Genomic DNA, 24590 nt, shown 5'->3' with positions numbered 1-24590 from the left:
CGCAGCGGGCCGTCACGGACGGACGAGGACCTTGCCGGCCACGCGCCCCTCGGCCAGGTCGCGCATGGCGCCGAGCAGGCCGTCCAGGCCGACCGTGCCCGGCTCGAGCAGCGTCTCGACGGGCAGCGCACCGCCGGCGAGCAGGGCGAGCGCCGCCTCGAACCCGCCGGCGTCGTAGTTGTAGGCGCCGGTGACGACGAGCTCGTTCAACAGGATGCGGTTCGGGTCGAACCGGGGCGGCTCGATGCCCGCCCCGACCAGGACCAGGCGGCCACCCCGGACGAGCTGGGCCAGGCCCGACTCCATCGCGCGTGCCGATCCGGAGCACTCCAACACCACGTCCACGGCGTCGTCGACGACCCGACCCGGCTCGGCGATCGACGGGACCTCGAGCTCCTCGGGCACGAGGACCCGGTCGGCACCGAGCTCCCGGGCGAGCGCACGACGGCGCTCGCCCGGTTCGACGCAGCGCACGTCCTCGACGCCGGCGGCCCGGAGCGCGGCGACGGCGAGCGCACCGATCGGCCCGGCGCCGACCACCAGCACGCGGTGGCCCGGGACGATCCCGCCCTGGGTGGCGGCGTGGAGGGCCACCGCGAGCGGCTCGGCCAGGGCGGCGGCTCTCGCGTCGAGACCGTCGGGCCGGGCCAGCAGCTCGGCCGAGGCGGTGATCCGGTAGTCGGCGAACGCGCCGGGCGGGTCCTCCTGGCCGGGCGCGTCGCGCCCGGCGCACAGCGAGGGCCGCGCCGACCGGCACATCGCGCACGCGCCGCACGGCCGTCGCGGGCCGCCGACGACCGCGTCGCCCGGGTGCCACCGGTCGACGGCCGAGCCGACCTCGACCACCTGTCCGACCCACTCGTGGCCCTGCCAGGTGCCCGGCCGCCCCCAGCCCTCGAGGACGAGGTGCAGGTCGCTGCCGCAGATCCCGCAGAGCTCGACCTCGACCAGCACGTCGTCGGGACCGACCTCGGGGACGGGCACCGTGCGCACGTCGAGGCGGCCCGGTCCCTCGAGGACCGCGGCGCGCATCTGCTGCGGTCGCCCGACCTGGCCGCTCACGTGGTCGACGCCTCCCGACCGGCCACGGGGGCGACGTCGACGCCCGCCAGCAGCGACGCGGCTCGGTGCGCGAGCGAGGCGAGCGTCAGCGTCGGGTTGTAGCCCGTGGAGGTCACGAACACCGACGAGTCGCACACCAGGACGTTGTCGACGTCCCAGAGGCGCTGCTCGGGCGACACCACCGAGGTGGCCGGGTCCGTGCCCATCCGAGCGGTCCCCATGACGTGGCGGCTCGCGGGCGCGAGGCCGAGCGGGTTGATGTCGGCGTGGTCCGTCGCCTCGCCCACCGGGGGCGACGTGGCCGTGAACGCGAAGTCGGCGCCGGCGTCGAGCATCACGGCCTCGTGCAGCGCGCCGGCGTGCGCTGACGCGACGAGCTCGTGGCGGTGCGGCCGGTAGGTGACGCGCCCCGCCGGGAGCCCCCAGGCGTCGCGCACCGACGGGTCGAGGTCGACCCGGTTGGACGCCTGCGCCAGGTCCTCGCCCTGCACGGTGAAGACCCAGAGGTGCCGGCGCAGCGCGCTCGCCGACATCGACGCCGTGTGCTGCGCGCCGGTCGGGTAGGTCGTCGCCTCCTCCACCGGTGCGTTGCCCGCCCCGTGCTCCACCACCCCGCCGCGCAGCCAGGGGAGCCCGGCGGCGGCCGCGGCGGCCCGCAGCTCGGGCGTGTCGACCACCAGGTCGTCGTGGAGGTGCGTCACGCTGCGGCCCCGCTCGCCGCCGGTCGGGCGGCCGAAGATGCCGACGACGAAGGTCTGGAAGTGGAACGTGAGGAAGCGGCCCACCAGGTCGCCACCGAGCCCGTTGCGCAGCAGCAGGCGGGGCGTCTCGAAGGCGCCGCCCGCGAGCACGACCGCGGTCCCGGCGCGCAGCTCCCGGACCGGCGGGTCGGGGTGCTGCGTCAGGTCCAGGTAGCGCACGCCGGTGGCCCGGCGCCCGCCGGCGTCGAGCACGAGCTCGATCGCGCACGCCTCGGGCACCAGCCGGCACCGGCCGGTCAGCAGCGCCCGCCGGAGCGCGGCGATCGGATCGCCCTTGGCGTGGACCGGGCAGCCGTACCCTCCGCAGAAGCCGCAGTCGACGCACGCCGGACGGCCGTCGTACGGGACGCTGTTGACCGCGGTCGGCGCGCGGTACGGGTGCAGGCCGGCGCGCTCGGCGGCCGCCGACGACACCAGCGCCATCGGCATGTCGTCGCCGGGCGGCATCGGGTACGGCCCGCTGCGCCACGCGGCGAACGGGTTGGCCTCCTCGCCCGCCACGCCGAGCAGGCGCTCGACCGCCGCGTAGTGCGGCTCGAGGTCGTCGTAGGTGACCGGCCAGTCGAGCACCTCGGCGTCGTCGACGGGTCCACGGCTGCTCCGGAGGAGGAAGTCCTCCTCGCGGAACCGCGGGAGCTTGGCATCCGCGTGCACCCCGCCGCCGCCGACGGTCGAGGGCAGGTTGTTGACCTCGCCGACGACCAGGCGGTCGCCGTCGGCCTCGCCCCGCCGGTAGGTGCGGGGCTCGAGCAGCGGGTCGGGGCCGAGGAGGTGGCGCCGCTGCGCGACCTCGTCGTTCGAGAAGTGCCGGAGGGGCTCGTAGGGCGGGTCGGCCGACAGCAGGTGGTTGCGGCCCTTCTCGAGCACCACCACCGACATCCCCGCCGCGGTCAGGACCTCGGCCGCCGTGGCCCCGCCCGGGCCGGAGCCGACGACGATGACGTCGCAGTCGTTCACGGGCCGACCCGCGACGGTGGGAACACCGGCGTCGGGAACCCGATGCGCCGCCACCCGGCCTCGTCCCGGTTGCCGCCGTAGGCGGGGTCGCCGTAGGTCGCCTCGCAGGCGTGCACGTGCAGGAGCCGCAGGTCGGCCGGGTCGGTCGTGCCGGCGGCCACCCGTCGGTAGGCCGCGAGCCAGTCGGCGAGCCGCGCCCGCCAGGCCTGGCGCTCCCAGGGGCCGAGCTCGAGCCAGCCGCCCGGTCCGCCCGACCAGGCGCCGGGAGCCGCCCAGATCCGCGGCGGCTCGTGGTCGAACGCCCCGAGCAGCTGCTCGACGTAGCCGAGCGCGCCGGCGTCGACCGAGCCCGGCACGGCGTCGTCGAGCGCGGCGGCCACGGCCCGACGCTCGTCCTCGGTGAACGGCCCGGTCACGGGTTCTCCCGCATGAACCGGTAGACGCCGGCCATGTCCCGGTTCACCTTCTCGGGCAGCGGGTGGATCTCGGCGCCCATCGCACGCGCGCCCCACACGATCTGCGCGGTCCGCTCGACCAGGGCGGCGTGGTGCAGCGCCTGCTCGGGCGACGACCCGCAGGTCACCAGCCCGTGGTTGGCGAGCAGGACCGCGCCCCGGTCGGCCAGCCTCGACGCCACCTCCTCGCCGAGCTCGGCGGTGCCGGTGCCCCGGTACTCGCAGCAGGGGACGTCGCCGCCGACGTAGACCACGACCTCCTCGATCACGGCCGGGATGGGCTCGTGGGCGAGCGCGAACATCGTGGCGTGCACGGCGTGGGTGTGGACCACCGAGCCGAGCTCCGGGTAGCGCCGGAGCGCCGAGAGGTGGAGGTCCTTCTCGGTGGTCGGCGAGCGGTGGCCGTCGAGCACCTCGCCGTCGAGGTCGACGACGACCAGGTCGTCGAGCGCCATCGTCTCGTAGGCGACCGACGACGGCGTGAGGCAGACCCTGCCGTCGGGCAGCCGTCCCGAGATGTTGCCGGAGGTGCCCTCGACCAGGCCGGTCCGGAGCATCTCCTTGGCCGCGGCGAGCACGGCATCGGCCGTCGTCGTCGGCGAGGTGGTCACGTCAGCCACGGTCCATCACCTCCGGGTTGGCGAGGTTGGCCGGCGTCTCGCCGCGGAACAGCGCGGCGAGCCCGTCGGCGATCGACGTCGTGTGGTGGACCTCGGTGTCGTACGTGGCGCCGCCGATGTGCGGCGTCAGCACCACGTTGTCCATGCCGACGAGCGGGTGGTCCCCGCCGAGGTGCTCGCCCTCGAAGTGGTCGAGGCCGGCGGCGCCGACGGCGCCCGACGCGAGGGCGTCGGTGAGCGCGTCGAGGTCGTGGAGCGCCGCCCGGGCGGTGTTCAGGTACACCGCGCCCGGCCGCATCCGTGCGATGCGCTCGGCCGAGATCAGCCCGACCGTGTCGGGGGTGACCGCGGCGTGCATCGACACGACGTCGGCCTCGGCGAGCAGGTCGTCGAGGTCGTGGGTCGCGTCAGGGGCGAAGGGATCGGCCGAGATCACCCGCATCCCGAGGCCCTCGAAGCGCCAGGCCGCGGCCCGGCCGACGGCCCCGAGCCCGACGATGCCGACCGTCCGGCCGGCGACCTGCCAGCTCCGGAACCGCTGGTACGGGATCGAGCCGTCCCGGTAGACCTGGCCGGTCCGGACGTCCCGGTCGGCGGCCACGATCCGGCGGGTGGCGGCGAGCAGCAGCGCGACCGCCAGCTCGGCGACGGCGTCGGCGTTGCGCCCCGGGGCGCGCAGCACCGGGATCCCGTGACGGGTCGCGCCCTCGACGTCGACGTTGGTCGGATCGCCGCGGGTGGAGCCGATCGCCTCGAGCCCGAGCTCGAGCACCGGCCCCTCGCACTGGTCCGCCTCGCAGATCAGCACCGACGCCCCGACCTCCTCGGCCCGGGCGGCGAGGTCCTCGGCGGAGTACAGGCGCAGGGGCTGGTGGTCGATCCACGGGTCGACGAGCAGCTCGCCGAGCGAGCGGAGGTCGTCGACGGACGGCCCCCGCAGCGGTGCCGTCGACAGGATCGTGCGGCCGCTCACGCGCCCTCCTCGGCGGGCAGCTCGACCCGCACGGTGGCCGTCGCCATGACGGCGTCGTCCTGGTTGCGCATCTCGACCGCGACCGTGGCGTGGTGCCGGCGGCGCCGCTCCACGCCGGTGTCGACGACCTCCCCCGTGAGGAACGTGGCGTCGCCGGTGAACGCCGGGCTGCGGTACTGGGCGCTCGAGTGCGTGATCGTCCCCCACTCGCCGGCCCATCCGGCGACGTAGTCGATGATCCAGGCCCCCATCGACGCGCCGTACCCGTAGCCGCGCGGCATGCCGACGTGCTGGGCCCAGCGCGGCTGGAGGTGGCCGCGGGACGGCCCGTAGTAGGCGCCGTCGGTCAGCTCGGGGTTCACCCGCTCCATCCGGCGGTCGCCCTCGAAGCCGGCCATCTCCTTCGTGTAGCCGAGCGCCTCGGCCCGGACGGTCGTGGGGCCCTTGGCCGTCGCGCCCCACACGGTCATCGGGTAGGCCCGCCACTCGGTGGCGAAGCTGGCCAGGCTGTGCGGCCCGATCACGTGCTCGGCCAGCCGGTCGCCCACCGCCACGCTCGCCCACGGGCGGGGATCGTGGCCCAGCTCCTGGATCTGCGAGATGAAGGCCCCCTTGCGCTCCTCGAGCTCGGCGAGCTGGTCCTCGGTCCAGTCGGGCTCGCGGGGCTCGGAGAACATCCGCTGCTCCTTGGCCGTGCGGACCCGGTAGCGGATCGAGGTCGAGCGCTGGAGCGCGACCCGCTCGCCGCGCTGGTTGATGTAGAGGGTGTCGCCCCGCTGGAAGCAGGTCGGCCCGGCGAAGCGCGTCGTGGTGACCCGGTAGTCGTAGGGCATCCGGTGGCAGACCATGTGGTCGCCGGGCTGGACCCGGGGGCCGAAGAACCACCAGTCGTCGCCGCCGAAGATGAGGTGCGAGTCGGGGATCCGGCCGACCTGGGCCGGCGAGCAGCCGTGGCTGGTGTCGCAGGTGACCGTGAACGACTGCGGCGCCACGATCGTGCCGAACCGGCTCTCGGACGCCCACACCTCGTCGTAGTGCAGCGGGTTCGGGTAGTGCATCGCCTGCACCCAGCGCCGGATGTCGTTGGTGGCGACCGGCTCCTTGAGCTCGCCCGGCTCCATGGGCACGCCCATGTGCTGCGCCAGGTCCGACACGTCGAGCTCGTCGTCCGGCTCGTCCACGTCGGGCGGTCGGGCATCGGTGGTGGTCATCGCTCTCCCGTTGTCTCGAGCGGTGGGCGGGGCACCGGCGCGGGCGCGGGCCCGTCATCGGGGTCGGCGGCGAGCCGGTCGAGGACGACGGCGAGCAGCCGGTCGTCGCGCACCTTGGTGCTGGCGGTCGTCATCGGCACCTCGTCCTCGGACAGGAACAGCACCCGGCGGGGCACCTTGTACGCGGCGACGCGCTCGCGCAGGAAGCTGCGCACCTCGGCCGCGGTCGTGGACCGACCGTCCTTGCAGACGACGCAGGCGACCACGACCTGGCCGAGCTCGTCGTCGGGGACGCCGAGGACCCGGCTGAGCTTCACCGGCGGGAACGCACGGAGCTGCACCTCGATCTCGGCCGGCGCGACGTTGGCGCCACCGGTCTTGATCATCTCGGTGCGCCGCCCTGAGTAGTGGACGATGCCGTCGGCGTCGACGTGGCCGGTGTCGCCCGTGTGCAGGAAGCCGTCGGCGTCGAGGCACTCGGCGCGGGCGGCCCCGAGGTACCGCTGCATCAGCGTCGCCCCGCCCACGGCGAGCTCGCCCTCCTGGCCGGCGTCGAGCGCCGCGCCGTCGGTGCCGAGCACCCGCAGCAGGGCGCCGGGGAGCAGGCGCCCGTGACCGGAGCGGGCCACCTCGCGGGGCGTGTCGCTGCGGTGGGCGCTGAGCGACGAGCAGGTCTCCGAGAGGCCGTAGCCGACCGGCGCGATCCACCCGGGATCGCCCTGCACCGAGGGGTGGCGGGCGAAGGCGGACCGCCCGTAGACGCTCGTCATCGCCGAGAGGTCGGTCGCCTCCCAGTCGGGGTGCTCGGCCAGCGCACTGGTCTGGTGCGGCAGCGTGTAGGGCTCGGTCACGCGCTCGCGCGCCATGAGCGCGAGCGCCGCCCCGGCCTCGAACACCTCCTGCATGACCCAGCACCCGCCGGCGGCCAGCGTGGCGCCCATCGCGGTGTTCAACCCCGCGGTCCAGAACATCGGCAGGGCGCAGTACATCCGGGTCGCCCGGTGGCGGCCGAACACCTGCGCCTCGAGCCAGAACTGCAGGGCGACGGCCCGGTGGCCGTGCAGGATGGCCTTGGGCCCGCTCGTCGTCCCGGAGCTGAAGATCACGAGGGCCGGGTCGTCGGGCGTGGCGGCCACGGCGCGCCGGCGGAGGTCGTCGGGGGCGACGGCCGTGCCGCGGTCGAGCAGCTCGTCCCAGCTCGGCTCGCCCAGCACCGCGACCGTGCCGGGCCGGCCCCGGAGGCTCCGCAGGTCGTCGCCGAGCCGGCGGGTCGCGAGCCGGGACTGGGTCAGCACGACGCGTGCGGGCACCAGCCCGAGCACGTGCTCGAGCTCGGGGCGGGTCGCGAACGTCGACACGGGCGACACGACGGCACCGGCCATCGACGCGCCGAACAGGGCCGCCACGGCCTCGGGGCGGTTGCCCATGGCCACGACGACGTGGTCGCCCGGTGCCACCCCGGCCCCGACGAGCGCTCGACCGATGCGACGCGCCTCGTCCCCGAGCCGCGCGTAGGTCCACCGGACGGTCGCACCGCCCCGGAGCTCGTCGTCGAGCACGAGCGCCTCGTCGGCATCCGAGCGGGCCACCACCTCGTCGAGGAACGCGCCGAGGGTCAGCGCCCCGATGCCCGGGGTCGAGGCGAGGTCCGGGCCGGTGAACGTGGTCATCGGCCGCCCCGCCCGTGGGGGAACAGGCCGTCGAAGCCGTCGCAGGCGATCGCGTCGGCCAGCAGCTCCGCGGTGCGCTCCGCGCTCGTGGGGAGCCGCAGCCCCGGCTGCAGCGACCGGACGAGGACCGACACGTCGTACTCGTCGCAGAAGCCGGCGGCGCCGTGCAGCTGCTGGCAGATGCGCAGCACCGGCCGGGCGACGTCGAGCGCGTGCAACCGCAGGGCGAGCACGTCGGCGCGGGCCTCGGACCCGACCGAGACCAGCCGCCACAGCGTGAAGGCCGCCAGCTCCCGGAGCCCCGCCACCGCGACGGACGCGTCGGCCACCTGGAACTGCACGGCCTGGAACCGCGCCAGCGGGCGCCCGAACTGCTCGCGCCCGTTGACGTGCTCGACGGCCGACCCCACTGCGGCATCCAGGCCGCCGAGGACCACCCAGGCCGTGAGCACGACGTGGAGGAGCACGTCGACCGGCGGCGCCGGCTCGCCGCCGGTGGGGCCGAGGTCGGTCAGGAAGGGGCCGAGGCGCGCGGAGGCCACCGCCGCCGTCGGGGCGCCGGTGCCGCCGGGACCGTCGAGCGCGCCGACGCTCCACTCGCCGAAGAGGTCGCCGTGGTCGACCCGCCACCGGCGCTGCGGGACCGCGGCGGTCGGCCGGCCGGACCGGTCCCGGACGATGGACGACGCCAGCGGGTACGGCAGGGCGACGCGGCCCGCGGCCTCGCACACCGCGGCGGCCGCGGCGGCGGCCACCTCGTCGCGGCGCGGATCGAGGTCGTCGACGCCGAGCTCCGCGAGCAGCGGCGCGACGAGCGTCCGGCGCAGGTCGGGGTCCGCCTCGGCACGGCGGGCGACGTCGACGCCGCCGAGCGACGCGAAGGCGCGCCGCGCCACCTCGCCCAGCTCCACCGCCTCGTCGGGCAGCTCGGGGTTCACGCGCCGTCCCCCGCCAGCACGGCCTTGGCCACGATCATGCGCTGGACCTCGATCGTCCCGCTCGCGACCGTGGCCGCCTGGGCGTAGCGCCAGTGGTCCTCCACCGCCCCGTGCAGCGGCGCGGTGGGCCCGGCCTCGAGGCACTCCTCGTCGAGCGCGGCGAACAGCGTCTCGGCGACCGACTGGTCGCACTGCGTCACGGCGATCCGCGCCGCCGAGGCCTCGACCTCGGGGACCTCGCCCCGCTCCTGCGCCCGCACCGTGCGGTAGGCGAGCAGGCGGGCGACGCGCACCTGCACGAGCGCGCGGGCCCACTGCGAGCGGAGCGACGGCGGCAGGTCGCCCCAGTGCGGCGCCAGCACCCGCCCGAGCTCCGACAGCAGGCGCTCGCACCGTGCGTAGCGGGCGATGCCGACCCGCTCGTGCGCGAGCGCGGTCCGGATGACGGACCAGCCGCCGCCGACCTCGCCGAGCACGGCGTCGGGCCCGACAGCCACCTCGTCGAGGAACACCTCGTTGAGGTGGTGCGGCCCGAGCATCGACCGGATCGGCCGGACCGTGATGCCCGGCGACGTCATGGGGATCAGGAACATCGTGATCCCCTCGTGGCGGGACCCCTCGCCGACGCGGGCGGCGACGATGCACCAGTCCGCCATGTCGGCGTACGAGGTCCAGATCTTCTGGCCGGTCAACCGCCATCCCTCGCCGTCGGGCTCGGCCCGGGTGCGCAGCGACGCCAGGTCGGACCCCGCCTCGGGCTCCGAGAAGCCCTGGCACCAGATCACCTCGCCGGCGGCGATCGGCCGCAGGTGCTGCCGCTGCTGCTCGTCGGTGCCGTAGGCCATGATCGCCGGCCCGACCCAGTTGAGCCCCATGTACTGCGCGCCCCGGGGCTCGTGGTGCGCCCACATCTCCTCCCGGACGACCGTCTGGTCCCACAGGGAGCCGCCCCCGCCGCCGTGCTCGGGCGGCCAGGCCACCGTGAGCAGCCCCGCCTCCGCGAGCGTCCGGCAGAACGCCTGGGCCACGTCGAGGTCGTGGGGGTCGTCGGTGAACGCCCCGAGGAAGTCGTCGGACAGTTCGGACGCGATCAGCGACCGCAGCCGCTCCCGCAGGGCGTCCGCCCGCTCCCCCAGGTCGAAGTCCATCCGGTGCCCTCCAGAAACCTGACGTGAACGTTAGTCGGAGGGCTACGTTCGGTGTCGATGGACCGGGCGGCGCGTTCGGGACGGGACCGGCCCGACCGGTCCGCCACGCCGGGGACGGCGCCGACCACGGTGGCGCGGGTCCTCGACCGGGCGCTCGGGGAGGATCCCGACCGCGTCGCGCTGGTCACGACGAGCGGCCCGCTCAGCTACGCGGCGCTCGACCGGCTCGCCGACCGCGCCGCCCGCGCCCTTCACGGCCTGGGGGTGCGCACCGGCGACCGCGTCGCCGCCTCGCTGCCCAACGACCAGGACGTCGTCGTGGCGTTCCACGGCGCCATGCGGCTGGGGGCCGTCTGGGTCGGCGTGAACCGTGCGCTCGCCCCGCCCGAGCAGCGCCACCTGCTCGCCGACTCGGGTGCGACGCTGATGCTCTCGGACCACCCGCTCCCCGACGCCGGCGCCCGGGTCGTCGAGCTCGCGGCGTGGCAGGCGGCGGTGCGGGCCGCCGACGACCGGCCGATCGGGATCGACGTCGACCCCGACGCGCCCGCAGGGCTCGCGTACACGAGCGGGACGACGGGCCGGCCCAAGGGGGCGGTCCACAGCCAGCGCAACCTCCTCCTCCCCGGCGCCGTGCTGGTCGCGTCGCGCGGCTACGGGCCGGAGCTGCGCAAGGGCGACTGCTTCCCCTTCACCGTCCTCAACATGGCCGTCCTGACGACGCTCCTGGTGTCGCAGGCCGCGGCGACGTCGATCGTCATGGACCGCATCGACGCCGACGGCGTGGCGGACTGGATCCGACGCGAGCGGGTCACGACCTGGAACGGTCCGCCGGCGCTGCTCCACTCGCTCGCACGCTCCACGACGGTGGCGCCCGACGACCTGGGGAGCCTCGACGAGGTGTGGACCGGCGGGGCCGACTGCCCCGAGCCGATCCGCGCCGCGTTCACCGAGCGCTTCGGGGTCCCCGTGGTCGCCACGTACGGGCTCAGCGAGGCCCCCACCGTCGTGTCGATCGACGACCGCGACGGCCACCACGTCCCGGGCGCCTCGGGCCGCCCGCTCCCCCACCTGTCGGTGCGCGCCACCGACGACGCCGGCCGGACGCTGCCGGTCGGCCGGACAGGCGAGCTCCGCGTCCGCGCCGCCGACGACCGCTACCGGCCGATGCTCGGCTACTGGGGACGACCCGAGGCCACCGCCGCCGCGCTCGACGGCGACGAGCTGCGGACCGGCGACCTCGGGCACCTCGACGAGGACGGCTACGTGCACGTGGTCGACCGGGCGAACCTCCTGATTATCCGCGGCGGCGCCAACGTCTACCCCGCCGAGGTGGAGCGGGTGCTCGTCGCCCGCCCCGACGTGGCCGCCGCCGCGGTGTTCGGCGTGCCCGACGAACGCCTCGGCGAGCGGGTGGCGGCGCTGGTGGAGCCGGGCGAGGGAGCGACGATCGACGTCGAGGCGCTGACCGCGGCCCTCCGCGGGGAGCTCGCCGCGTACAAGGTCCCCGAGCGGATCACGGTGGTCGAGGCACTGCCCCGCAACGCGATGGGCAAGATCGTGCGGGCGGAGCTGCCGGCGCTGCTCTGACGACGGCGCTCGGGACGACGTCAGCAGGAGCGGCGCGAGCCGCCGTCGACGGCCACCGACGCGCCGGTGATCCACCCCGCGGCCTCGCTCGCGAGGAACGCCACCGCCGCCGCCACCTCGTCGGGCTCCCCGAAGCGACCGACGTCGTTCGGACGGCGGGCCATCATGGCCGCCATCACCTCGTCCTCCGATGCGCCCGAGCGGGCCGCCGAGGTCGCGGCGTTGGTCCGCACCATCTCCGTCAACGTGATGCCGGGGGCGACGCAGCTGCTGAGGACGCCGTCGGGCGCCGCGTCCATCGACAGCGACCGGGAGAAGTTCTCGAGCGCCGCCTTCGCCGCGCCGTACGGGGCGAACAGCGGGTCGGGCTCACGCGCGCTGATCGAGGTCACGTGGACGATCCGCCCCCACCCAGCCGAGCGCATCACCGCGGCCGCCGCCGTCGCGAGCCGGACCGGCGCGAAGAGGTTCAGCTCGAAGCAGGCCCGCCAGTCGTCGTCGGACACGTCGCCGATCGCGGCGGGCCGGGCCTCGCCCGCGTTGTTGACGAGCACGTCGAGACGGCCGAGCTCGGCGACGCAGCGGCCGACGATCCCCGCCGCGGCGGCGGGGTCGGTGACGTCGGCGACGTGCCCGACGGCGGTCCCCTCCGGCAGCGCCCCGACCGTCCGAGCCAGGTCGTCCGCACCCCGGGCGACGACCAGCACCCGGCACCCCTCTGCCGCGAGCCGCCCGGCGACCGCCCGACCGATGCCGCGGCTGGCGCCGGTGACGATCGCGGCGCGGCCCTCGAGTCCCAGGTCCATCGGGGCCACACCGTAGGCCAGTCGGTGGCATGATCTGACACCTGCGTCAGGTCCGTCCGGGGCGGTCCGTTCCCACCCCGACCGGCGCCGCAGCACCATCCAGCCGTGCCGACGAAGGGAGGGCCGCGATGACCGTCGACGGACGGGAACTGCCCGACCGGCCCGACCTGGCCCGGATGCGCGCCGAGCGCCACGCCCGGCTCCAGGACGGCCTGGCCCGCACCGGCCTCGACGGGCTGCTGCTGCTCGGGACCAGCGCGGTCGCCTACGCCACCGGGGCAGCGGCACCGGGCTGCGACAGCGGACGAGCCGCGCTCCTCCGCCCGGTGGCGCTCGTCGTGGCGGGCGCACCGTTCCCGCACCTGTTCACGCCGTACCCCGACGGCGCCCCGCCCGAGCTGCCCGCCGACCACCTGCACGCCGCCGCCCTGCCCGACCTGGACGACGGCGCCGACCTCCTCGCCGCCGCCGTCCGCCGCATCGTCGGTCCCACGCCGCGGCTCGGCTGCGACGAGGTGCCCCACCCGCTGCGGCGGGCGCTCGCCGGGTTCGACGTGCGACCGGCGGCGACGGTCCTCGGGCCGGCGAAGCTGCGCAAGACCGTCGACGAGATCGCCTGCATCCGCGAGGCGCAGCGCATCAACGAGGCGGCCATGCTCGGGGTCGAGCCCATGCTCCGGCGGCCCGGCGTCACCCAGACCGACCTGACCGCCCGCTTCGCGCACGACGTCGTCGAGCTCGGCGCCGAGCTCGTCGGGATCGACCCCGTCTGGCAGGTCGTCCCCCCGGTGCGGGCCGACGGCCCGTGGACCGTGCACGGCGACCTCGCCTTCCCGACGCCCAGCGCACCGGTGCCGTTCGAGCAGGGCGACGTGGTGTGGGTGGACTCCGGGGTGCACGTCGCCGGCTACGCGTCCGACTTCGGTCGCACCTGGATCGCCGGGCCCGATCCGACGCCGAGCCCACGCCAGGTCGACCAGTTCGAGCGGTGGCTCGCGGTGTGCCGTGCCGCGCTCGCGTCCTGCCGTCCCGGTGCCACGGCGGCCGAGGTGGCCCGGGCCGCGATCGACGCGGAGGGCGGGACCCGCCCGTGGGTCGAGCACTTCTACCTGGCGCACTCGGTGGGGACCGACAGCGCCGAGATGCCGATGATCGGCACGGACCTGGGCGAGGCCTTCGACGCCCAGCAGGTGCTCGAGCCCGGCATGGTGCTCGTGTTCGAGCCGGTCATCTGGGACGACGGCGCCGCCGGCTACCGGGCCGAGGACGTCGTCGCCATCACCGACGACGGCTGGATGCCCCTGAGCGACCACCCGTACGACCCGTTCGTGGCGACCTCGCCCATGGTGGCGGCGTGACCGCGCCGGTCCTGAGCACCGGGCCGTCGCAGGTCGACGACGCGCCGCTGCGGGAGGACCGTCGGCGGCGCCTGTTCGCGGCCATGGCGGACCACGGCCTCGACGCGCTGGTGCTCGGCCGCCCCGCCGAGGTCGCCTTCGCCACCGGCGCCAGGCAGCTGTGGACCGCGGGCGCCCGACCGTTCGGACCGGCATGCGTAGCGGTGCGGGCGACCGGGCGCACGCACCTCCTGTCGGTGTCCGACTTCGACGTGCCGGTCGAGGTCGGCCACGAGGACCTCTACGGGTTGCACTGGAACCCGGCGAACCTGCTGGCCGAGCTGGCGGCGATCCCCGGCCTGGCCGCGGCCCGACGGGTCGGCACCACGTCGTCCAGCCCGGGGGTCGACCGCCTGCTGGCGACGGCGGCGCCCGACGCCGACCTCGTCGACGGCACCCCCGCCACGTGGCAGGCGCGCCTGCCCAAGCACCCCGACGAGGTCCGCCGGATCGAGGCGGCGGTCGACCTGGCGACGGGGGCACTGGCCGCCCTCGAACGGGCGCTGCGGCCCGGCACCACCGAGCGGCACCTCCGCGCCACGTACCTCGCCGAGCTCGCGGCTCGAGGCGCGCCGACGGCCCCGACCGAGGCCGTCGTCGCCGCCACACCCGTGCGGGCCCCGTCGCGACCGCCGCACCTCGACTCGACCGGCCCGATCGCGGCCGGCCGCCTCGTCGCGCTCGACCCCGGCGCCTTCTTCCGTGGCTACGAGGGCGGCGTGGGCCGGACGCGGGTGGTGGGCGGTGCGCCGACCGGCGCCCAGCAGGAGCTGTCCCGGCGCGCCGACCACGTCCACGACCGGCTGCTCGACGCCTGCCGGCCGGGCGCGACCGGCGCGGCGCTCCGGGCCGCCTGGGCGGCGACCGGCGAGCCGCCGCCCGAGGTGCCGCTCGTGGTCGGGATCGGCCTCGGCGCCGAGCCGCCGCTGGTCGACGACCGCCACGGGACCGACGCCGCCCTGGCGGCGGGGGCGGTGCTCGCCGTCAGCACCTGGGTGGCGTCCGACGGCGTGGGCGGGGTGCTGCGTCGCGACCTCGTCTCGCTCGAGGAGGCCGGTCCCCGGGTGCTGACCGCCCACGTGCCGACCGACCTCGACGGAGGGGTGCGATGACCTCGGACGACGCAGGGGCGACGGCGCCCGCCGGCTGCCCGGTGGTCGACGTCGACCACCACGACCCCGCGTTCCACGAGCGCCGGCGCGAGGCGTGGGCCGAGCTCCGGCGCTGCCCGGTCGCGTTCAACGAGCGCTACGGCGGGTTCTGGATGGTCAGTGGCCACGAGGAGGTCGAGGCGGTGTCGCGCGACGCCGAGACGTTCTCGTCGGCCCACCTCCGCGAGCCGGTCGACGGGGTGACCTACCTCGGCATCGCCGGGATCCCGCGCGGGCGCGCCATCCCGACCGCAGGGATCGCCGAGGTCGAGGGGCCGGTGCACCTCGCGCTGCGGCGGGTGATCAACACCCGGCTCGTCCCGAACGCCGTCGGCCGGATGCGCCCGACGATGGAGGCGGCGGCCCGCTGGTTCCTCGACCAGCACGTCGAGTCGGGCGAGATCGACCTCGTCCTCGAGTACGCCAGCCCGGTGCCGGCCGTGATGACCATGGAGCTGGTCGGCCTGCCCGTCGACGACTGGGCCTCCTACTCCGCGCTCTTCCACGCGACCGTCGCGCACCGCCCGGGCGAGCCGGAGTTCGACGCGGCCGTGGGCAACATCCCCGAGATGCTCGGGCGGCTGGGTGAGGCGGTGGCCGAGCGGCGCGCCGCGCCCCGCGACGACCTCCTCAGCGACCTGCTCGCCCTCGAGGTCGACGGGCGCCGGTTGGGCGACGACGAGGTGCGCAGCGTGCTGTGGAACCTGGTCGGCGGCGGTCTCGACACGACGACGTCGCTGACGTCGCTGAGCCTGCTCCACCTCGCCCGCCACCCCGACCTGCGCCGGCACCTGGCCGAGGACCCGCGGCTGATGACGAGCGCGACCGAGGAGTACCTCCGCTACTTCTCGGTCAACGAGACCCTCACCCGCACGGTGACCGCCGACGTCGAGCTCGGCGGCCAGCAGCTGCGCCGCGGCGACCACCTGATGATCAGCTGGCTCTCCGCCAACCTCGACGAGCGGGTCTTCGAGGTCCCCGACGAGGTGGTGCTCGACCGTGCGCCGAACCCCCACCTCGCCTTCGGATCGGGACCGCACCGCTGCATCGGCATGCACATGGCCCGGACGATGTTCCAGGTCCTGGTTCGGGAGGTGCTCGACCGGATCCCCGACTACCGCGTCGACGAGGCCCGGACCCGCCCGTACTCGGGGAACCCCGAGCTGAACGGGCTCGTGCGCATGCCGACGACCTTCACCCCCGGCCCGCGCCTCGGACCGTCGGCCCGCCCGTTCTGACCGCCCCCCCACCCCAGCCCGCCCCATCTGGCTGCCCTGCCCTCCGAGCCCGAACTGGCTGTCGTTCTGCCGGCCAGGGCCGGCAGAACGACAGCCAGTTCGAGTCCGGGGTGGCGACGGGTTCGGGGTGGCGTCAGAGCTCGGTGCGGCCGAGCTCGCGGGCTGCCTCGGGCACGTACGGCTCGGGGGCGAAGGGCCCGTCCTCGACCGAGGTGACCCGCAGCTCGCCGAGCGCGACGTTCGGCGGCAGGCCGTCCAGCCACACGATGGTGGCGGCAACTTCCTCGACGCCGAGGGTCCGCATCGGGAACCGCACGTCGTCGAGCATCGGCGTGGCGACCGGGCCGGTCGCGACGACGTGGACCGCGATCCCGTCGCGCTCGACCTCGCGGGCCAGCGCGCCGGCGAAGGCCTCGAGCCCGGCCTTTGACGCGGAGTAGGCGGCCCGTCCGGGTTGCGGGGCGCGCGACGCGCTCGACGAGAGGAAGACGAACCGCCCCCCCGGCCCCATGGCCGGCAGCGCCGAGGACGCCACGACGAACGCCGACGTCAGGTTGGCCCGTACGACCTGCTCGAACTCCGCCAGGGTCTCCTTGCGCACGAAGGTGCCGGCCATCACGCCGGCGGCGTGCACCACCAGGTCGATGTGGCCCGCCGTGGCGACGACGGCGCCGAAGCCGGCGGGGTCGGTGGCGTCGGCCGCGATCGCCTCGGCGCCGATCGCCCGGGCGGCCTCGGTCAGCGGACCCACCCGGCGGGCGGTCAGCACCACCCGGTCCCCGCGTGCCACGAGCTGGCGCCCGACCTCGAGCCCGATGCCGCTGCTGCCCCCGGTGACGATCGCCGTCCTCGCGCTCCGCTCCATGGGTCGGGAAGTCTGCCCGGTGGGCGACCGCCCTCGCCTCGGATCGCGGCTCGGGGTGCTGTGCCTCAGGTGACGAGCAGACGCTTGAGCAGCTTGCCGGTCGGCAGTCGCGGCAGCTGGTCCACGATCCGCACCTCGCGCGGGCACTTGAAGTGGCTGAGGCGGGCCCTCGACCACTCGATCAGCTCGTCGGGGTCCGCAGCGGCGCCGGGCTCGAGCTGCACGAACGCGACGACCCGCTCGCCCATCTCGTCGTCGGGCGTGCCGAGCACCGCCACGTCGGCCACCGCAGGGTGGGCGCCGAGGACGTCCTCGGTCTCGCGCGGGTAGATGTTCACGCCGCCGCTGATGATCATGTGCGACGCCCGATCGGTCAGGTACAGGTAGCCGTCGCCGTCCACGCGACCGACGTCGCCGAGCCAGCTCCAGCCCCGGTCGTCCCACACGGCGCGGGTGGCGTCGGGGTCGTGGTGGTACTCGAAGCGGCGATCGGTCTCGAACCAGATCTCCCCCTCCTCGCCGACGGGCACCTCGTCGCCGTCCGCGCCGAGGACGTGGATCACCCCCGTGAGCGACCGACCGACCGAGCCCCGGTGGGCGAGCCACTCGTCGGGCCCGATCGCGCAGAACCCGACGCCCTCGCTGCCGCTGTAGTACTCGTGCACGATCGGACCGACCCAGTCCATGAACGCCGCCTTCACGTCGACCGGGCACGGGGCGGCGGCGTGCACCACCGCCCGCAGGCTCGACAGGTCGAAGGCCGCCCGCTCGGCAGGATCGAGGCGCAGCAGCCGCACCATGTGGGTCGGCACGAGCTGCACGTGCGTCACGCGGTGCGCCTCGATCGCCGCGAGCAGCTCCAGGGGGTCGAAGCGCTCCATCACCACGACGGTCCCGCCGAGCCGCTGCGTGCCGTTCGTCCAGCCCGCGGGCGCGGCGTGGTACAGCGGCGCCGGGCAGAGGTACGTGGAGTCGGGCCCGAACCCGAACAGCCCGCCGAGCATGGCCGTCAGGAACGACGGCGCGCCGAGCTCGGCGGGACCGAGCGGCGGCAGGATGCCCTTCGGTCGACCGGTGGTGCCCGACGAGTAGAACATCCACCCGCCGTCGTGCTCGCTGCCGGCCGGGACGTCGGGCGCCGATCCGAGCAGCACCTCGACCGGCTCGAACCCGTCGATCGCCCCGCCCACCGAGAGCCGCGTGTCGACGGCGGCGAGGTCGCCGGGCGCCAGACCGTCGACGACGCCGGCCAGGCGGGCCGACGCGACGAGCGCCGTCGCATCGCAGTCCCGCACGATGTAGCCGGCCTCGGCCGGGCTCAGGTGCCAGTTGATCGGGGTGACGAACAGGCCGATGCGGTGCGCCGCCCACACCGCGTCGAAGAACGCCGGCTCGTTGTCCACGAGGACCGCGAGGTGGTCACCGGCGCGCAGCCCCCGGTCGTGCAGCACGCCGGCCAGCCGGCGCGACGAGTCGTCGATCGCGCCGTAGGTGCGGACCTCGCCGGAACCGGCCATCACGAGCGCCGGTCGGCCGGGGTCCGCGGCGGCGATCGCCACCAGGTGCTGGCCCGCCGCGTGGACGCCCACGGCTCAACCGCGGGCCAGCAGCCGCGTCGCGGCCCCGCCCAGGTACTCGGCCATGCCCTCGTCCGACAGCGGCAGGGCCCTCGCCGCCTCGAGCGCCCGGCCGACCGGCAGCACCGGGTGGTCCGACGCGAACAGCAGCCGCCCGCGGCCACGCGACGAGTCCATGAACCGCACGATCGCCGGGTCCATGTAGGTGGCGAGGTAGGCCGAGGTCATGAGGTGCAGCCGGGGCCACTTGAGCATGTACTGGACGAGCAGCGACTCGTAGGGGTGGCCCATGTGCGCGCCGATGACCGTCAGACCGGGGAAGTCGATGAGCACGTCCTCGAGCAGCACCGGGTCCTGGCACCGGGAGCGCACCTGCGGACCGGGCACGCCGACGTTGATCGACACCGGGAGGCCGAGCTCCTCGCAGGTCGCGTAGACCGGGTAGTAGAGGCGGTGGTTGAGCTCGAACTGCTCCACCAGCGGCGTCACCCGGACCATCGCCATCGACGGGTGCTCCGCCAGCTCGCGGACGCGCCGGCAGTTGTCGAGCGGCTTGGTGGCCCGGTCGACGGCCGCCGACACGAGGAACCGGCCGGGGTGCTCGTCCGCGATGGCCAGGAAGTCCTCGGCGGCGAAGCCGCCCCGGCGGTGCGCCCGCTCCGGGTCGCCGAGCCCGGAGGTGAGCACCCCGGTGTCGACGCCGGCGCCGTCCATGGCCTCGAGCAGGCTCTCGACCGTCGGGCCCTTCGCGAGGTCCGGTCCGAACAGCTGCACGGCACCCTGCTGCTCGTCCTTGGCGGCCCACTTCGAGGCGAAGGCCTCCGGGATGATGTTCACCCACGCGTCCACGACCATGGCAGCGAACGCTACCTGACACGAGCGTCAGAAAGCGGCGTAGACTCCGCGCATGAGCGAGCTCGGGTTCCGTCCCTTCGACGCCGACCAGCACTACTACGAGGCCGAGGACGCGTTCACCCGCCACATCGAGAAGGGCATGGCCAAGCGCTGCATGCAGTGGGCCGAGATCGACGGCCGCCGCCGACTCCTCGTGGGCGGCCGTGTGAACAAGTTCATCCCGAACCCGACGTTCGACCCGATCGCCCGCCCCGGCAGCCTCGAGGACTACTTCCGGGGCCGCAACACCGAGGGCCTCGACCTCAAGACCATGTTCGGCGAGCTCGACCCGATCTCCGAGCACCCCGCGTACCGCGTCCGGGAGGCGAGGGTCCGCCTGCTCGACGAGCAGGGCCTCGACGGCGCGCTGCTCTTCCCCACCCTCGGCGTCGGCATGCAGGAGGCGCTCCGCCGTGACCTGCCGGCGCTGCACGCCGCGTTCCGCGCCTTCAACCGCTGGCTCGACGAGGACTGGGGCTTCGACCGCGGCGACGGTCGCCTCTACGCCGCGCCGATGATCGCCCTGGCGGAACCCGAGCTCGCCGCCGCCGAGGTCGAGCGCGTGCTGGGCGACGGCGCCAAGGTGCTCGTCACGATCCCCGGCCCCGTGCCCGACGGCGAGGACGGCTACGTCTCGCCGGCGCACCCGCGCTTCGACCGCGTGTGGGGCCTCGTCGCCGAGGCCGGCGTGCCGATGGTCCTGCACGCGGGGCTGAGCGGCGTGGCGCACTACGGCCGGTTCTGGCGAACGCAGTCGGCCGGCGACGGCGGCGGTGGGTTCGAGGGCTTCAAGCACGCGTCGTTCCCGTTGGTCGCCTTCGCCGACCGTGGCATCTCCGACTCGCTGGCGGCCATGATCTGCCACGGGCTCTTCGAGCGGTTCCCCACGCTGCGGATCGCCTCGATCGAGAACGGCGCGATGTGGGTGCCGGACCTGCTCCGCAACCTGCGCGACGCGCACGGGAAGATGCCCTTCGCGTTCGCCGACCACCCCGTCGAGCAGTTCCGGCGCAACGTGTGGGTGGCGCCGTACTACGAGGACGACATGGCCCGCCTGCGGGACGCCATCGGGATCGACCGCCTGCTGTTCGGCTCCGACTTCCCGCACACCGAGGGCCTGCCCGAGCCGGTGCGCTTCGTCGAGGACATCCCCGAGTTCGATCGCGACGAGACCCGGGCGGTCATGTCCGACAACGTCCGGGACCTCCTGCACCTGGCGCCGGTCACGGCGGCGGTCTGACCTCCCGATCGGCGCCTCGGCTCCGGGCGAAGGCGACCACGCCCGCGAGGTAGTCCTCGATCGCGTCCGCCTTGAACCGGGCCACGTCCGACAGGTCCGGCAGGTAGTGCTCGAACCGGTCGCCCTCGATCGCGGCGACGATCCCGGCCGCCACCTCGCCGGCCGGCGCGAGGTCGCCGTCGTAGTCCGGCTCGTCGTTGCCCGGCTGGTCCCAGATCTCCGTGTCGACGGCACCGGGGAGGACGAGGCGCACCTCGACGCCGCTGTCCCACAGGTCGAGCGCGAGCGACTCCGTCCACCCTGCGAGGGCGAACTTCGACGCGCAGTAGGCGGCCTCCCCGGGGATGCCGGCCCGTCCGCCGAAGCTCGACACGTTCACGATCGATCCCCGTCCCCTATCGAGCATCGGGCCGAGCGCCGCGAGGCAGATGCGCGCCGGGGACTCGAAGTTCACGGCCATCGTCCGCTGCAGCTCGGCCGTCGTCAGGTCCCGGACCGAGCGCCGCATGGGGGCGCCGGCGTTGTTGACCACGACGTCGAGGTGCCCGAGGTCGTCCCACGCCGACGCCACGAGCGCCTCGGCGGCCTCGGGGTCGGCGAGGTCGACGACGTAGCGGGTCGACCCGGGCGCCCGGTCGAGGCACCGCCCGAGGACGGCGTCGAGCCGTTCCCGACGTCGCGCCGCCAGGGCGACGGTCGCGCCCCGGGCCGCCAGCTCGAGCGCCAGCGCCTCGCCGATGCCCGAGGAGGCGCCGGTGACCAGCACGTTGGCGCCGTCGACGTGCACGACGGCCTCAGAACCGGTCGGGGTCGTCGCGCCCGTCGAGGTCCCCGTTGGGGCGGGCCTCGGCGAGCAGCGCCTCGACCACCTCGCCGACGGCAGCTGGGTCACCGGGGTTCGGGCCCTCGGGACCACGGTGCCAGCCCTCGGCGACGGCGATCGTGTCGCCGCGGACGTCGAAGACCCGTCCGGTGACGCCGCGGGACGCCGGGCTGGCGAGCCACGTGGCGACGGCGGCGACCCATCGGGGCGACAACTGCTCCCGCACCTCGTCGGGGATGTTCTCCTCGCCGCCCATCACCGGCGCGACGAGGCGGGTGACGGCGGTCGGGGCGAGGCAGTTGGCGGTGACGCCGAGCCGCCCGAGCTCCAGCGCGCACACGAGCGTGAACCCGGCGATCCCCGCCTTGGCCGCGCCGTAGTTCGACTGCCCGACGTTGCCGTACAGGCCCGACGGCGACGCCGTGTTGATGATCCGCGCGTCCACCTCCTCGCCGGCCTTGGCCCGGGCGCGCCAGTGGGCCGCCGCGTGGCGCGTCGGGCAGAAGTGGCCCTTGAGGTGCACGGCGACGACGTCGTCCCAGTCGGACTCCTCCATCGAGAAGACCATGCGGTCGCGGAGGATGCCGGCGTTGTTGACGAGCACGTCGAGACCGCCGAGCTCGTCGACCGCGCGCTGCACCATCTTCCCCGCCTGCTCGAAGTCGGTGACGTCGGACGCGTCGGCGACGGCCCGCCCGCCCAGGGCGCGGATCTCGGCCACCACCTCGTCGGCCGGCGTGGCGTCGGCCCCGCCGCCGTCGGGTCGCGACCCCACGTCGTTGACCAGCACGGCGGCGCCCTCGGCGGCCAGCGCCAGCGCGTGCTCCCGTCCGATGCCCCGCCCGGCACCGGTCACGATCGCCACCCGTCCGTCGCAGATGCCGCCCACAGGACCCCCTCGGCGCTCGGCTGCGGGCGCACCCTACTCGCTAAGGTGACACGCGCGTCAGATCGAGAGGGACGTTGGGAGCGCGAGTGGGGATCGCCATCGACGAGGACCACCAGCTGCTCGCCGACGCCGTCCGGCGCTTCGCGTCCGACCGGTGCGACCCGGCGACGGTCCGGGCGTCGCTCGACGCGGGCGGCGCGGCGCCGCCGTCCTTCTGGGCCTCGCTGGCCGACCTCGGCTGGGTGGGCCTGGCGGTGCCCGAGCCGTGCGGCGGCGGCGGGGCCGGCCACGGCGCGACCGCCGTCGTCGTCGAGGAGCTCGGCCGGGCCGTCGCGCCGGGACCGCTGCTCCCCACCGCCTGGGCCGCCGGTGTGCTGGTCGCGGCCGCGACGTCGCCGGACGGCGCGGCGGCCGGCGACGCGCTGGCGGGCCTCGCCGCGGGGACGACGATCGGCACGGTGGCGCCGCAGGCGGACGTCGACCTCGACGACGGACGCGCCTCGGGGTGGGCAGCACCCGTGCTGTGCGGGGAGCTGGCCGACCTGCTGGTCCTGCCGGTGCGGACCGCGGACGGGCCGCGCTGGGCCCTGGTCGGCCGCGACGGGCTCACGGCGGCGCCCGTGGAGGCGCTCGACGCCACGCGCCCGCTGGCCCGGATCGAGCTCGTGGGGGCGCCGGCCACGCTGCTGCCCGGTGTCGACGCCGCGGTCGTCCGCGCCGTCGGCGTCGCGCTCGCCGCCGCGGAGGCGGCCGGGATCGCGTCGTGGTGCGTCGACACGGCGGCGGCGTACGCCGCGGTACGGCGGCAGTTCGGCCGCCCGATCGGCCAGTTCCAGGCGGTGAAGCACCGCTGCGCCGACATGCTCGTCGCGCTGGAGCAGATCCGGGCCCTGGCGTGGGACGCCGCGGTGGCGCTCGACGGCGAAGATCCCCGCGGGCCCGAGGCCGGGGTCGCCATCGCCGCGGCCGGCGCGGTGGCGCTCGACGCCGCGGTCGACATCGCCAAGGACTGCATCCAGGTGCTCGGTGGGATCGGGTTCACCTGGGAGCACGACGCGCACCTCTACCTCCGCCGCGCCCTCGCGCTGCGCCAGCTCCTGGGCGGCGCGCCGGCGGACCGCCGCCGCCTGGCCGGGTCCGCGCTCGACGGCGTGCGCCGCCGCCTCCAGCTCGAGCTCCCGCCCGAGGCGGACGCGCTCCGCTCCGAGCTGCGGGCGACGATCGGGGTGATCGCCGACCTGGACCGCGACGAGCGACGGGTCCCGCTCGCCGAGGCCGGGCTCATCGTCCCGCACTGGTCGCCGCCCTGGGGGCGCGACGCCACCGCCGTCGAGCAGCTGGTGATCGACGAGGAGCTGCGCCGGGCCCGGGTCCGCGTCCCGCACCTGCAGGTCGGCGCCTGGGCCGCGCCGACGATCGCCACGCACGGGACCGAGGAGCAGCAGGAGCGCTGGGTGGGTCCGACCCTCCGCGGCGAGATCAGCTGGTGCCAGCTCTTCAGCGAACCCGAGGCCGGGTCCGACCTCGCGGCGCTGACCACCAGGGCCGACCGCGTCGAGGGCGGATGGGTGCTGAACGGGCAGAAGGTGTGGACCACGATGGCCCGGGAGGCCGACTGGGGCATCTGCCTGGCCCGGACGGATCGCACGGCGCCCAAGCACCTCGGCATCACCTACTTCGTCGTCGACATGTCGAGCGCCGGCCTCGACATCCGCCCGCTGCGGGAGCTGACCGGCCTCGAGATGTTCAACGAGGTCTTCCTCACCGACGTGTTCGTGCCCGACGACTGCGTCGTGGGTGAGGTCGACGGCGGCTGGGCCCTCGCCCGCACGACGCTCGCGAACGAGCGGGTGTCGATGGCGGGCGGGTCGTCGTTCGGCGGGGGCATCGAGGCGCTCGTGTCGCTCGTGTCCGACCTCGCCGCCGAGGGTGGGACCGGCGGATCGATCGCCGACGACCCGCTCGTGCTCGACGAGCTCGGCGCCCTGCTGGCCGAGTCGCACTCGATCGCGGTGATGGGCCTGCGGTCCACGCTGCGCTCGCTCCACGGTGCGCCGCCGGGCGCCGAGGCCAGCGTCCGCAAGCTGCTGGGCGTCGAGCACGACCAGCGCACCCAGGAGCTGGGGCTGCGGCTGCTCGGCCCCGAGGGCGCCACCACGGTCGGGCCCGCCGCCCAGTGGACGTTCGGCTTCCTCGCCAACCGGTGCCTCACGATCGCCGGCGGGACCAGCGAGATCCAGCGGAACGTGATCGGCGAGCGGCTGCTCGGCCTGCCCCGCGATCCCGAGCCGAGCGACCCCGAGCGGTCCGGGGTGGGGTGACCTC

Annotated in this window: 21 protein-coding genes; 6 read left to right on the top strand and 15 right to left on the bottom strand. The window is 75.4% G+C overall.

Going from position 1 to position 24590, the window contains the following annotated elements; all coding sequences use genetic code 11:
* Positions 1-12 precede the first annotated feature (12 nt).
* The 9 genes from LH044_RS17215 to LH044_RS17175 are packed head-to-tail and all read right to left on the bottom strand — an operon-like array spanning position 13 to position 9795.
* Positions 13-1062, bottom strand: coding sequence for a zinc-dependent alcohol dehydrogenase (locus tag LH044_RS17215; RefSeq protein WP_227756823.1), 1050 nt, complete (start codon positions 1060-1062; stop codon positions 13-15).
* Positions 1059-2780, bottom strand: coding sequence for a GMC family oxidoreductase (locus LH044_RS17210; RefSeq protein ID WP_227756822.1), 1722 nt, complete (start codon positions 2778-2780; stop codon positions 1059-1061). The genes LH044_RS17215 and LH044_RS17210 overlap by 4 nt, the downstream gene beginning before the upstream one ends.
* On the bottom strand, positions 2777-3196 hold the full coding sequence (locus LH044_RS17205; RefSeq protein WP_227756821.1) for a gluconate 2-dehydrogenase subunit 3 family protein: 420 nt from the start codon (positions 3194-3196) through the stop codon (positions 2777-2779). The genes LH044_RS17210 and LH044_RS17205 overlap by 4 nt, the downstream gene beginning before the upstream one ends.
* Positions 3193-3855 carry a class II aldolase/adducin family protein gene (locus tag LH044_RS17200; protein WP_227756820.1) on the bottom strand — a complete coding sequence of 221 codons (663 nt, stop codon included), beginning with the start codon at positions 3853-3855 and terminating at the stop codon, positions 3193-3195. Before LH044_RS17200 ends, LH044_RS17205 begins: the two co-directional genes overlap by 4 nt.
* Positions 3848-4828, bottom strand: a complete 981-nt coding sequence (locus LH044_RS17195; protein WP_227756819.1) for an NAD(P)-dependent oxidoreductase — start codon at positions 4826-4828, stop codon at positions 3848-3850. Before LH044_RS17195 ends, LH044_RS17200 begins: the two co-directional genes overlap by 8 nt.
* The gene (locus tag LH044_RS17190; RefSeq protein WP_227756818.1) at positions 4825-6039 is read right to left on the bottom strand and encodes an FAS1-like dehydratase domain-containing protein; all 1215 of its coding nucleotides are present in this window, start codon (positions 6037-6039) and stop codon (positions 4825-4827) included. Before LH044_RS17190 ends, LH044_RS17195 begins: the two co-directional genes overlap by 4 nt.
* The gene (locus LH044_RS17185; protein ID WP_227756817.1) at positions 6036-7709 is read right to left on the bottom strand and encodes a class I adenylate-forming enzyme family protein; all 1674 of its coding nucleotides are present in this window, start codon (positions 7707-7709) and stop codon (positions 6036-6038) included. The genes LH044_RS17190 and LH044_RS17185 overlap by 4 nt, the downstream gene beginning before the upstream one ends.
* Positions 7706-8647, bottom strand: a complete 942-nt coding sequence (locus LH044_RS17180; protein ID WP_227756816.1) for an acyl-CoA dehydrogenase family protein — start codon at positions 8645-8647, stop codon at positions 7706-7708. The genes LH044_RS17185 and LH044_RS17180 overlap by 4 nt, the downstream gene beginning before the upstream one ends.
* On the bottom strand, positions 8644-9795 hold the full coding sequence (locus LH044_RS17175; RefSeq protein WP_227756815.1) for an acyl-CoA dehydrogenase family protein: 1152 nt from the start codon (positions 9793-9795) through the stop codon (positions 8644-8646). The genes LH044_RS17180 and LH044_RS17175 overlap by 4 nt, the downstream gene beginning before the upstream one ends.
* Positions 9796-9852: 57 nt before the next feature.
* Here LH044_RS17175 and LH044_RS17170 point away from each other — a divergent pair, with 57 nt between their 5' ends.
* Positions 9853-11385, top strand: a complete 1533-nt coding sequence (locus tag LH044_RS17170) for a class I adenylate-forming enzyme family protein (protein ID WP_227756814.1) — start codon at positions 9853-9855, stop codon at positions 11383-11385.
* Between the two features lie 20 nt (positions 11386-11405).
* Here LH044_RS17170 and LH044_RS17165 read toward each other — a convergent pair whose 3' ends face one another.
* Complete coding sequence (locus LH044_RS17165; RefSeq protein ID WP_227756813.1) at positions 11406-12191, bottom strand: SDR family NAD(P)-dependent oxidoreductase; 786 nt, start codon at positions 12189-12191, stop codon at positions 11406-11408.
* Between the two features lie 128 nt (positions 12192-12319).
* On the opposite strand from LH044_RS17165, the gene LH044_RS17160 reads away from it, so the two are divergent.
* The 3 genes from LH044_RS17160 to LH044_RS17150 are packed head-to-tail and all read left to right on the top strand — an operon-like array spanning position 12320 to position 15977.
* A complete protein-coding gene (locus LH044_RS17160) occupies positions 12320-13549 on the top strand; it encodes a M24 family metallopeptidase (protein WP_227756812.1) in 1230 nt (409 codons plus the stop codon).
* Positions 13546-14700 carry a M24 family metallopeptidase gene (locus LH044_RS17155; protein ID WP_227756811.1) on the top strand — a complete coding sequence of 385 codons (1155 nt, stop codon included), beginning with the start codon at positions 13546-13548 and terminating at the stop codon, positions 14698-14700. Before LH044_RS17160 ends, LH044_RS17155 begins: the two co-directional genes overlap by 4 nt.
* Positions 14697-15977 carry a cytochrome P450 gene (locus LH044_RS17150; protein ID WP_227756810.1) on the top strand — a complete coding sequence of 427 codons (1281 nt, stop codon included), beginning with the start codon at positions 14697-14699 and terminating at the stop codon, positions 15975-15977. The genes LH044_RS17155 and LH044_RS17150 overlap by 4 nt, the downstream gene beginning before the upstream one ends.
* A gap of 133 nt (positions 15978-16110) precedes the next feature.
* Here the strand turns inward: LH044_RS17150 and LH044_RS17145 are convergent, their stop codons facing one another.
* From LH044_RS17145 to LH044_RS17135, 3 genes are all read right to left on the bottom strand, one after another.
* Entirely contained in the window at positions 16111-16842 is a 732-nt protein-coding gene (locus tag LH044_RS17145) for an SDR family oxidoreductase (protein WP_227756809.1), read from the bottom strand.
* Positions 16843-16907: 65 nt separating this feature from the next.
* Positions 16908-18431, bottom strand: coding sequence for an AMP-binding protein (locus LH044_RS17140; RefSeq protein ID WP_227756808.1), 1524 nt, complete (start codon positions 18429-18431; stop codon positions 16908-16910).
* Positions 18432-18434: 3 nt separating this feature from the next.
* Positions 18435-19274: an amidohydrolase family protein gene (locus LH044_RS17135; protein WP_227756807.1), complete on the bottom strand. Its 840-nt coding sequence runs from the start codon at positions 19272-19274 to the stop codon at positions 18435-18437.
* Between the two features lie 52 nt (positions 19275-19326).
* On the opposite strand from LH044_RS17135, the gene LH044_RS17130 reads away from it, so the two are divergent.
* Entirely contained in the window at positions 19327-20553 is a 1227-nt protein-coding gene (locus LH044_RS17130) for an amidohydrolase family protein (protein WP_227756806.1), read from the top strand.
* On the opposite strand, the gene LH044_RS17125 is transcribed toward LH044_RS17130, so the two are convergent.
* Positions 20537-21340 carry an SDR family NAD(P)-dependent oxidoreductase gene (locus LH044_RS17125; RefSeq protein WP_227756805.1) on the bottom strand — a complete coding sequence of 268 codons (804 nt, stop codon included), beginning with the start codon at positions 21338-21340 and terminating at the stop codon, positions 20537-20539. The two genes, LH044_RS17130 and LH044_RS17125, sit on opposite strands and share 17 nt — an antisense overlap.
* Before the next feature lie 7 nt (positions 21341-21347).
* The gene (locus tag LH044_RS17120) at positions 21348-22265 is read right to left on the bottom strand and encodes an SDR family oxidoreductase (protein WP_227756804.1); all 918 of its coding nucleotides are present in this window, start codon (positions 22263-22265) and stop codon (positions 21348-21350) included.
* A gap of 86 nt (positions 22266-22351) precedes the next feature.
* On the opposite strand from LH044_RS17120, the gene LH044_RS17115 reads away from it, so the two are divergent.
* Positions 22352-24586, top strand: a complete 2235-nt coding sequence (locus tag LH044_RS17115) for an acyl-CoA dehydrogenase family protein (RefSeq protein ID WP_227756803.1) — start codon at positions 22352-22354, stop codon at positions 24584-24586.
* Positions 24587-24590 lie beyond the last annotated feature (4 nt).

The organism is Dermatobacter hominis, assembly GCF_020715685.1.
Taxonomy (GTDB): Bacteria; Actinomycetota; Acidimicrobiia; order Acidimicrobiales; family Microtrichaceae; genus Dermatobacter; species Dermatobacter hominis.
This window is presented reverse-complemented; position numbering and strand designations above follow the sequence as displayed.

Bases quoted from the DNA above. Each gene is read 5' to 3' on its own strand.
- LH044_RS17160 (WP_227756812.1), top strand. From the start codon at position 12,320: ATGACCGTCGACGGACGGGAACTGCCCGACCGGCCCGACCTGGCCCGG.
- LH044_RS17190 (WP_227756818.1), bottom strand. From the start codon at position 6,039: ATGACCACCACCGATGCCCGACCGCCCGACGTGGACGAGCCGGACGAC.
- LH044_RS17135 (WP_227756807.1), bottom strand. From the start codon at position 19,274: ATGGTCGTGGACGCGTGGGTGAACATCATCCCGGAGGCCTTCGCCTCG.
- LH044_RS17145 (WP_227756809.1), bottom strand. From the start codon at position 16,842: ATGGAGCGGAGCGCGAGGACGGCGATCGTCACCGGGGGCAGCAGCGGC.
- LH044_RS17170 (WP_227756814.1), top strand. From the start codon at position 9,853: ATGGACCGGGCGGCGCGTTCGGGACGGGACCGGCCCGACCGGTCCGCC.
- LH044_RS17175 (WP_227756815.1), bottom strand. From the start codon at position 9,795: ATGGACTTCGACCTGGGGGAGCGGGCGGACGCCCTGCGGGAGCGGCTG.
- LH044_RS17185 (WP_227756817.1), bottom strand. From the start codon at position 7,709: ATGACCACGTTCACCGGCCCGGACCTCGCCTCGACCCCGGGCATCGGG.
- LH044_RS17150 (WP_227756810.1), top strand. From the start codon at position 14,697: ATGACCTCGGACGACGCAGGGGCGACGGCGCCCGCCGGCTGCCCGGTG.
- LH044_RS17165 (WP_227756813.1), bottom strand. From the start codon at position 12,191: ATGGACCTGGGACTCGAGGGCCGCGCCGCGATCGTCACCGGCGCCAGC.
- LH044_RS17130 (WP_227756806.1), top strand. From the start codon at position 19,327: ATGAGCGAGCTCGGGTTCCGTCCCTTCGACGCCGACCAGCACTACTAC.